This is a genomic window from Streptomyces prasinopilosus (genome assembly GCF_001419695.1).
Lineage (GTDB): Bacteria > Actinomycetota > Actinomycetes > Streptomycetales > Streptomycetaceae > Streptomyces > Streptomyces prasinopilosus.
Genome location: NZ_LIRG01000398.1, coordinates 1 through 8,625, shown reverse-complemented (window position 1 = coordinate 8,625; position 8,625 = coordinate 1). Strand labels below are relative to the sequence as shown.

At 74.8% G+C, this 8,625-nt stretch carries 7 protein-coding genes; 4 read left to right on the top strand and 3 right to left on the bottom strand.

The window, feature by feature from the left end; translation table 11 throughout:
* The first annotated feature begins 74 nt into the window (after positions 1–74).
* Positions 75–1,502, top strand: coding sequence for a type III PLP-dependent enzyme domain-containing protein (locus AOK18_RS17455; RefSeq protein WP_055694982.1), 1,428 nt, complete (start codon positions 75–77; stop codon positions 1,500–1,502).
* A gap of 303 nt (positions 1,503–1,805) precedes the next feature.
* On the opposite strand, the gene AOK18_RS17450 is transcribed toward AOK18_RS17455, so the two are convergent.
* On the bottom strand, positions 1,806–2,396 hold the full coding sequence (locus AOK18_RS17450) for a hypothetical protein (RefSeq protein ID WP_055694981.1): 591 nt from the start codon (positions 2,394–2,396) through the stop codon (positions 1,806–1,808).
* Positions 2,397–2,529: 133 nt separating this feature from the next.
* The gene (locus AOK18_RS17445) at positions 2,530–3,375 is read right to left on the bottom strand and encodes a MurR/RpiR family transcriptional regulator (protein WP_055573042.1); all 846 of its coding nucleotides are present in this window, start codon (positions 3,373–3,375) and stop codon (positions 2,530–2,532) included.
* Between the two features lie 208 nt (positions 3,376–3,583).
* Between AOK18_RS17445 and AOK18_RS17440 the strand changes: the two genes are divergently transcribed.
* Positions 3,584–4,015 carry a hypothetical protein gene (locus AOK18_RS17440; protein ID WP_074994537.1) on the top strand — a complete coding sequence of 144 codons (432 nt, stop codon included), beginning with the start codon at positions 3,584–3,586 and terminating at the stop codon, positions 4,013–4,015.
* 504 nt (positions 4,016–4,519) lie between these two features.
* On the opposite strand, the gene AOK18_RS17435 is transcribed toward AOK18_RS17440, so the two are convergent.
* A complete protein-coding gene (locus AOK18_RS17435; protein WP_055570745.1) occupies positions 4,520–5,908 on the bottom strand; it encodes a cystathionine beta-synthase in 1,389 nt (462 codons plus the stop codon).
* A gap of 258 nt (positions 5,909–6,166) precedes the next feature.
* Here AOK18_RS17435 and AOK18_RS17430 point away from each other — a divergent pair, with 258 nt between their 5' ends.
* Positions 6,167–7,213, top strand: a complete 1,047-nt coding sequence (locus AOK18_RS17430; protein WP_079105062.1) for an SGNH/GDSL hydrolase family protein — start codon at positions 6,167–6,169, stop codon at positions 7,211–7,213.
* Between the two features lie 160 nt (positions 7,214–7,373).
* The coding region (locus AOK18_RS17425; RefSeq protein WP_240503216.1) for an acetyl-CoA C-acetyltransferase at positions 7,374–8,625 on the top strand (1,252 nt) is incomplete at its 3' end.

The window sequence follows — 8,625 nt, the reverse complement described above, 5'->3', positions numbered from 1 at the left end:
GCGGCCGGGCCGGCGCGGGGAACCGGACGGCACCCGGGCGGGGACGGGGGCCCCGGCCTGGGTACCGGCAGGGCATGAGCACGGGAACGGAAGAGGACGGAAGGACCCGGGACACGGGTCGCGGCGAGGACGACGGCCGGGCGGCGGGAGCGGAGCGGGCGGCCCGGCGGGACGCGGCGGTGCGGGCCGCCGTGGCACAGGGGCTGCTCGGCCCCGGCAGCCCCCTGGTGGCGCTGCTCGACGTCACGGGCGTCCGGGAGTCGGCGGCCGGGCTGTGGGACGCCTTCGCGGCGGTGACCCCGGCCGGCACCCCGGTGCTGCACGCCTTCGCGGTGAAGGCGACCCCGCTGGTGCCGGTGCTGCGGCTGCTGCACACGGAGGGCATCGGGGCCGAGGTCGCCAGCCCCGGCGAGCTGGCGCTGGCGCGGGCGGCGGGAGTGCCGCCGGAACGGACGGTGCTGGACTCGCCCGCCAAGACCCCGGCCGAACTGCGGGAGGCACTGGCCCTGGGCATCGCCGTCAACGCGGACAACCCGCAGGAGCTGGCGCGCATCGACGCCCTGGCGGCCGGCTCCCCCCCGGGCTCGGGCGGCCTCCGCTCCCCCGTCGGCATCCGGGTGAACCCGCAGGTCGGCGGGGGCACCATCGAGGCGCTGTCCACCGCCACGGCGACCTCGAAGTTCGGTGTGGCGCTGCGCGACGAGGGGGCGCGGGAGTGGGTCGTGCGGGCGTACCTCGACCGGCCGTGGCTGACCCGGCTGCACACGCACACCGGCTCCCAGGGCATCGCCCTGCCCCTGATGGCGAGGGGGGTGGCGGAGACGTACGCGCTGGCCGAGGAGATCAACCGGCGCGCGGGCCGGCAGCAGGTCGACACCGTCGACATCGGCGGCGGGCTGCCGGTCGACTTCACCTCCGACGCGGTGGAGCCGACGTACGCGCGGTACGCGCGGCTGCTGAAGGAGACGGTGCCCGGACTGTTCGACGGGAGGTACGGGCTGGTCACCGAGTTCGGGCGGTCGCTGCTGGCGAAGCACGGCACGGTCGTCACCCGGGTGGAGTACGCCAAGAGCGCCGGCGGCCGGGCGGTCGCGGTGACGCACGCGGGCGTGCAGGTGGCGACGCGCACGGTGTACGCGCCGGCCGCGTGGCCGCTGAGGATCGCCGCGTACGACGCCGCGGGCCGGCCCAAGACGGGACCGGCGGTGACGCAGGACGTGGCGGGGCCGGCCTGCTTCGCGGGCGACCTGCTCGCCCGCGGGATCCCGCTGCCGCTGCTGGAGCAGGACGACCACGTGGCGGTGCTGGACACCGGCGCGTACGCCTTCGCCCACCACTACGGGTACAACTCGCTCCCCCGCCCCGCCGTCCACGGCTTCACCGCGGACCGTGCGGACGGCACGGGCGAGGGGGTCTCCTTCGCGCTGGTGCGCCCGGCCCAGACCACCGGGGAACTCGTGGCCGAGTCGGGCGGCGCCCACGCCGACGCCCTGCTCCCGTGACCGATCGGACCCGATCGGCCCGGCACGGCACCCCACGGCCCGCCACGGGCCGGGCCGATTCGGCCCGGCCCGGCCCGACGTGCTTCGACACGGCTCGGCCCGGCCCCTCGACCGGTCCCGCTCCGCCCTCCGCCCCGTTCCGCCCGGCCCACCACGGCCCGGGCCGAACCGCGTCGGGCCCGCCCCTCGTCGGGCCCGGTCAGGCCCCGCCGGGCCGGACCGGGCGAGCCCCGCCGGACCGGACCGGGCCGGACCGGATCAGGCCGGGTCGGACCGGATCAGGGCAGACCGGGCCGGACCGGGTCAGGTCAGGGCCGAGGCCCGGCGGCGGGCGCCACCCGGGGTCGCGTCGCCCGCCGCGATGCCGGTGGTGCGGTAGCCCTTGACCGCCTTGCCGGCCGGGCTGCTCGCACCGCCGCTCAGCCAGTCGACGCGGACCCACAGCAGGGCTTGTCCGTCCTCCTCCAGGCGGCCGATCCAGGACGCCTTCAGCCACAGGCCCGCGCCGCACCCGGCGAGCAGCAGGCCGCCCGCCGCGGGAACCGCGAACGCGCTGCCCACGGCGGCCAGGAAGGCGAGCAGCAGCCACCAGCGGTGCCGGCGGCGCCAGACGCGCAGGCTGACCGCCCGGTCCTGGAGCACGTCGTGCCGGCCCGCCCGCACCACCGTCCGGGCCAGCTCGCGGTACCGCCCGCGCCGTGCGTACGCCACCACGGCGAGGGCCACCAGGAACAACGCGGCACCCGCCGTCACACCGATCCGGCGGCCGGTCAGCCCCGGCACCAGCACGCCGACGCCCGCCGCGACCACCCCCAGCCACCCCAGCGGCGCGGCCCCGGCCCGTACGACCACGGCCACCCGAGCCAGCCCCTGTCCTCCGCGTCCTGCGCGCATCACGTCCAGCCTCCCGTCCCACGTCAGTGGAGCGTCCGTAGGGTCCGGGGCGCAGAGTAGTGACTCGAGGTGAGAGAAATCTGAGATACCGGGCAACGCACGGCGCCCCGCCCCGCCGTCCCGGGTCCCGGCGTCATTCCACGAACAGGCCGCGCGCCGCCGCCTTCGCGTCGAACTCCTCCAGGCGGGCCTGGGCCCCGGGCAGGCCGTCGCACATCGCCTCCAGCAGGACCCGGCCCAGCAGCATCGGCGCGCACGCCGTGTCGAAGGCGAGTCCGGTGCCCACGGCGGCGGGCAGCAGCAGGTCGGAGACCTTGGCGACCGGCGCGAAGGCGGAGTCGGCGACGGTGACCACGGTCAGCCCCGCCTCCCTGGCGCGGGTGAGGGCGTCGAGGGTCTCCCGGGGGTGCCGGGGCAGCGCGAAGCAGAGCAGGGCTCCGGCACCGGCCGCGGCGGCCGCGTCGATGCGGTCGTGGAGCATGCTGCCGCCCTCGTTGAGCAGCCGTACGTCGGGGTGGACCTTGGCGGCGAAGTAGGCGAAGCCGTGGGCCTGTGCCGCCGCCGCGCGCAGCCCGAGCACGGGCAGCGGCCGGCTGTCCGCGAGGATCCGCCCCGCCCGCCGCACGGGTTCCGGGTCGGCGAGCGCCTCGGCCAGGTGCCGCAGGTTCTCGATCTCGGCCTCGACGGCCTGCTGGTACTCGTTGTACGACCCGGCGTCCGGCGCCGCCGGCCCGGAGGGCACGACCTCGCGCAGGTGCCGCCGCAGGGCGGGGTAGCCGTCGAAGCCGAGGGCGACCGCGAACCGGGTCACGGAGGGCTGGCTGACCCCGGCCAGCTCGGCCAGTTCCACGCTGGACAGGAACGGCACGTCGGCCGCGCGCCGCACCATGCTGTGCGCGATGCGCCGCTGCGTCGGTGTCAGCCGGTGCCCCTCGAACAGCGCCTGCAGGCGCGCGGCAGGCCCCTCGGCGACGCTCATGACGTGATTCCCCCTCGACCCGGTCACCCGGCTGTCCACCCGAGCCGTCCACCCGGGCCGTCCACCTGGCTTATTCACCCGCCGTGCTTCCTGCATGCCGTTATACAGGCGAACCCGGGGCGCGTACGACCGGGACCGGGCGGCCCCCCGGCGGAGAAGGGGGCTATCCCCAGTGTCACGGCCGGCCGGGCTGCCTACCGTGGTCCGCATGACCGGAATGGACGCGCGGGACACCGACCTGAGGAAAGAGCTCGACGCCACCCTGCGGGCCCGCGGGGAACTGGGCGACGAGTACGAGTCCGCGCTGGTCGACTCGTTCCTGGAGAAGGTCGACCAGCGCATCGACAAAGCGGTGGAGCGCCGGGTGCGCCGGCAGCTCGCCGAGCAGCAGATGACGGTGGCCCGGGACTCCCGGTCGCCGAAGGCCACGGACACCTGGGGCGAGCGCTTCGGCTTCGGGATCGTCTCCCTGGTCCTGGCGGTACCGCTGTCCGCCATCGGCGGCGGCGTGGCCCAGCTGCCCGGCCTGCTGGCCGCCTGGGCGGGCATCGTCGGCGTGAACGTGGTCCAGGCGGTCCGCGTCAACCCGGGCCTGTCCGGCCGCCGCGGGCGGCGGCAGGACGACGCCTGGGAGGACTGAGCGCGGGGGCCGGGCACGGAGGACCGGGGCACGGGGGACCGCGCACGAAGGAGCAGGCACGGAGGACCGGGCACGGAGGACCGGGCGTGGGAGACCGGGTCCGGGAGACCGGGCGGGATCGACGCGGGGACCACCGCACCCCCGTTGCCGGGGGGCGGGACGACGGTGGTCCCCGCGTGGCGACGCGGGCCGGCCGGGCCGGGCTGCGCGTCTGGCGTCCATGGAGGTCCGGGAGCCGCTCCGGAGGTCCTGTGACGCCGTTCCCCGCCGGCCGGGAAGGGGAGCCGCTCCCTGCCCCGCCGGCACGGATCAATCTGCCGGACCGGTGTTAAGCGAGTGCTGCGCGCACGTGACACCCGCGTACCACTTCCGCGAAGTCCACGAAGATCACGGTCCACGAAGATCACGTCACGGCTCGGCGCCGCTCCCGCCCCTCCCGGCCGGTTCACCCACCGCCGGCGGGCGTCGGCCGCCCGCCGCTTCCCGCGGGCCGGTCTCCTCCGGTCAGCTGCCGCCCTTGGCGAGGAAGGAGAGCAGGTCCTGGCGGCTGACGACACCGGTCGGCTTGCCCTCGACCAGGACGATCGCCGCGTCGGCCCCGCCCAGCACGGCCATCAGGTCCGCGACCGGCTCGCCGGAGCCGACCTGCGGCAGCGGGGCGGACATGTGCTTCTCCAGCGGGTCGTCGAGCGAGGCCTTCTCGCTGAACAGCGCGTCCAGCAGTTCCCGCTCCACCACCGAGCCGACGACCTCGGCGGCCATCACGTCCGGGTGGCCGGCGCCCGGCTTGACGACCGGCATCTGCGACACGCCGTACTCGCGCAGCACCTCGATGGCCTGCCCGACCGTCTCGTCGGGGTGCATGTGCACGAGGGACGGCATGTGACCGCCCTCCTTGTGGTCGAGGACGGCGCCGACGCGCGCGCTGGGGCCGGCGTCCTCGAGGAAGCCGTAGTCGGCCATCCACTCGTCGTTGAAGATCTTGCTGAGGTAGCCGCGTCCGCTGTCCGGGAGCAGCACCACGACGACGTCGTCCTCGCTGAGCCGCTCGGCCACCCGCAGCGCCGCGACCACGGCCATGCCGCACGAGCCGCCGACGAGCAGGCCCTCCTCCTTGGCGAGGCGCCGGGTCATCTGGAAGGAGTCCTTGTCGGACACGGGGACGATCTCGTCCGCGACGGTCCGGTCGTAGGCGGTCGGCCAGAAGTCCTCGCCGACGCCCTCCACCAGGTAGGGCCGCCCGGAGCCGCCGGAGTAGACGGAACCCTCGGGGTCGGCGCCGATGACCCGGACCCGGCCGTCGCTGACGTCCTTGAGGTAGCGGCCGGTGCCGGAGATGGTGCCGCCGGTGCCGACGCCGGTCACGAAGTGGGTGATCTTCCCCTCGGTCTGCTCCCACAGTTCCGGGCCGGTGGACTCGTAGTGGCTGAGCGGGTTGTTGGGGTTGGAGTACTGGTCCGGCTTCCAGGCCCCCGGCGTCTCACGGACCAGCCGGTCGGAGACGTTGTAGTACGAGTCGGGGTGCTCGGGGTCCACCGCGGTCGGGCAGACGACCACTTCGGCGCCGTACGCCCGCAGCACGTTGATCTTGTCCAGGGAGACCTTGTCGGGGCACACGAAGATGCACTTGTACCCCTTCTGCTGGGCCACGATGGCCAGGCCGACGCCGGTGTTGCCGCTGGTCGGCTCGACGATGGTGCCGCCCGGCCGCAGCTCTCCGCTCTTCTCCGCCGCCTCGATCATGCGCAGGGCGATGCGGTCCTTCACGGAACCGCCGGGGTTGAAGTACTCCACCTTGGCCAGGACGGTCGCCCCGATGCCGTGGGTGACGTGGTTGAGCCTCACGAGCGGGGTGTTGCCGACGAGGCTGATCATCGAGTCGTGGAATTGCACCGTTGTCTCCGGATGCTGCAAAAGATGTGGTTGACGTAGTGCTGCCAGCGTAGAGCCTGCTCCGGGCGCCGGCCCGGAGCCCGGCCTCCGGCGCCGCACCGCCCGCCCCGTTCACTCACCGCGAAGATTGGATCACGGTCCGTACGGGGCAAGCACTGGGTGTACGGCTGTGCGGCCGTGCGTACGGTTGTGGGGTCGTACCGGTGTGCGGCCGCGAGGCGGCGGCGCCGTACGGCTCCGAGGAGGTGGCGGCGAGGCATGACGAGGATGTCGAGGGCGAGGGTGGCCCGGCGGATCGCGGCCGGTGCCGCGTACGGCGGGGGCGGTATCGGTCTGGCCGGTGCCGCCGGCGTCGGGCTGCTGCTGGCCGAGATCCGGCTGGCGCGACGCCGCGTGGGCAACGGCAGGAGCCCGTACGTGCCGACCGCGGACGGCCTGTACGGCGCCGCCTACACGGTGCCCGGCGAACCGGCGCTGCGGCTGACGATGCTCGGCGACTCCACGGCCGCGGGCCAGGGCGTGCACCGGGCCGGCCAGACCCCGGGCGCGCTGCTGGCCTCGGGGCTCTCGGCGGTCGCGGAGCGGCCGGTGGGGCTGAGCACGGTGGCGGTGCCCGGGGCCTGCTCCGACGACCTGGACCGCCAGGTGACGCGGGCGCTCGCGGACCCGTCCCGGGTGCCCGACATCTGCGTGATCATGATCGGCGCGAACGACGTCACGCACCGCGTGCCGCCCTCGCTCTCCGTCCGCCACCTGTCCGCGGCGGTGCGCCGGCTGCGCACGGCGGGCGCGGAGGTCGTCGTGGGCACCTGTCCCGACCTGGGCACGATCGAGCCGGTCCGGCAGCCCCTGCGCTGGCTGGCCCGGCGGGTCTCCCGGCAACTGGCGGCGGCCCAGACGATCGGCACGGTCGAGCAGGGCGGGCGCACGGTGTCGCTGGGCGACCTGCTCGGCCCCGAGTTCGCCGCGAACCCCCGCGAGCTCTTCGGGCCCGACAGCTACCACCCCTCCGCCGAGGGGTACGCCACGGCGGCCATGGCGGTCCTGCCGACGGTCTGCGTCGTCCTCGGCCTGTGGCCGGCCCGGGACGAGCGGCCCGACGCCGCGCGCCGCGAGGGCTTCCTCCCCGTCGCCCGGGCCGCGGCCGAGGCCGCCTCGGAGGCGGGCACCGAGGTCACCGCGGCCATGCCCACGGGCACGAGGGGGCCCTGGGCCCTCCTCAAGCGCCGCAAGCGCCGCCGGGTGCGGGAGGCGGAGCCGCAGGCCGCGGAGTCCGACACCTCCCACACCCAAGCAAGCGCTTAGTAAGATGCGGCCAGTGTCACACCGCGCGCCCCGTGACCCCGCCACTACGTCCGGGTAACTTCCCAAGCAGCCCTGTCCGACCACCCGGTGCGCCCTCCCGCCGCCCGGCCACCAGCCTCCGACGAGGCGCTGCGCGCCGCCCCTTCCCTCAGGAGCCGTAATGCCCGAAGCCGTGATCGTCTCTGCCGCCCGTTCCCCCATCGGCCGCGCCTTCAAGGGTTCCCTGAAGGACGTGCGCCCGGACGACCTGACCGCCTCGATCATCCAGGCCGCCCTCGCCAAGGTCCCCGAGCTGAACCCCGAGGACATCGACGACCTGATGCTCGGCTGCGGCCTCCCCGGCGGCGAGCAGGGCAACAACCTCGGCCGCGTCGTCGCCGTGCAGATGGGGATGGACCACCTCCCCGGCTGCACCGTCACCCGCTACTGCTCCTCGTCCCTGCAGACCTCCCGCATGGCACTGCACGCCATCAAGGCCGGCGAGGGCGACGTCTTCATCTCGGCCGGCGTCGAGACGGTCTCCCGGTTCACGAAGGGCAACTCCGACAGCCTGCCCGACACCCGCAACCCGTTCTTCGCCGAGGCCGAGGCCCGCACCGCCGCCGTCGCGGAGCAGGAGGGCACCACCTGGCACGACCCGCGCGAGGACGGCCTCGTCCCGGACGCCTACATCGCGATGGGCCAGACCGCCGAGAACCTGGCGCGGCTGAAGGGCGTCACCCGCCAGGACATGGACGAGTTCGGCGTCCGCTCGCAGAACCTCGCCGAGGAAGCCATCAAGAACGGCTTCTGGGAGCGCGAGATCACCCCGGTGACGCTGCCCGACGGCACGGTCATGAGCAAGGACGACGGCCCGCGCGCGGGCGTCACCCTGGAGGGCGTCTCCGACCTCAAGCCCGTCTTCCGCCCCGACGGCCTGGTCACCGCCGGAAACTGCTGCCCGCTCAACGACGGCGCCGCCGCCCTCGTCATCATGAGCGACACCAAGGCCCGCGAGCTGGGCCTGACCCCGCTCGCCCGGATCGTCTCCACCGGCGTCTCCGGCCTCTCCCCGGAGATCATGGGCCTCGGCCCGGTCGAGGCGTCCCGGCAGGCGCTGCGCCGCGCCGGTCTCACCATCGACGACATCGACCTGGCCGAGATCAACGAGGCGTTCGCCGCGCAGGTCATCCCCTCCTACCGCGAGCTCGGCCTCCCGCTGGAGAAGCTGAACGTCAACGGCGGCGCGATCGCCGTCGGCCACCCCTTCGGCATGACCGGCGCCCGCATCACCACCACGCTCATCAACTCCCTCCAGTTCCACGACAAGCAGTTCGGCCTGGAGACGATGTGCGTCGGCGGCGGCCGGACCGGGTGGTCAGCTGAGGCGCTCGATGACCATGGCCATGCCCTGGCCGCCGCCGACGCACATC